This window comes from Paraburkholderia piptadeniae (genome assembly GCF_900007165.1).
GTDB lineage: Bacteria > Pseudomonadota > Gammaproteobacteria > Burkholderiales > Burkholderiaceae > Paraburkholderia > Paraburkholderia piptadeniae.
In genome coordinates this window covers 1-500 of sequence record NZ_CYGY02000188.1, presented here as the reverse complement: position 1 = coordinate 500, position 500 = coordinate 1, and the positions used below count along the sequence as shown (strand labels likewise).

The 500-nt window shown below is 58.8% G+C and carries 1 protein-coding gene; it reads right to left on the bottom strand.

Annotated features, from left to right (window positions below; genetic code table 11):
* Window positions 1-322 (bottom strand): FAD-dependent oxidoreductase (locus tag BN2476_RS44245; protein ID WP_160111890.1); only part of this gene is annotated, 322 nt, incomplete at its 3' end.
* Window positions 323-500: the final 178 nt, after the last annotated feature.

Below are 500 nucleotides of genomic sequence, written 5' to 3'. Positions count from 1 at the left end.
TAATGCCCCAGTATGAACCGCCGAACTGCTCGCGATAGTTGGGTGCGCCGCGATGATGGCCGATGACTGCACCGCTGCGCCCGTCGCGATAGATAAGGCCAGGTACCTCCGCGCAGACCTTTTCGAAGGCCGGACGTAGTCCCATGCGCTCGTAAAAGCGCGTCGCGTTGGCCGAGAGCGCGACGACCGCTCCCACCTCGCGCAACTCGTCGGTCTGCTCGTAGAGTTGCGCATCGATTCCATGCTCGCGCAGCGCGAGCGCAAGCGTAAGGCCGCTGATGCCGGCGCCGACGATAGCAATCTTCAGGTCCATCTGCCGCATGAATGTGTCTCCGATATCCAGTACGCGTTGCTCTGGCGCGCACCGACGGCGCGTCGAATGCGCGAGCCATGTGAGTATTTTCAGCACTAGACTTTCATCCCTCAATAAGATGGAATGAATGTGCATCATCACTGGATTGAATGAGCACGGGGTTATGACAGAGACATGGAACTGAGTG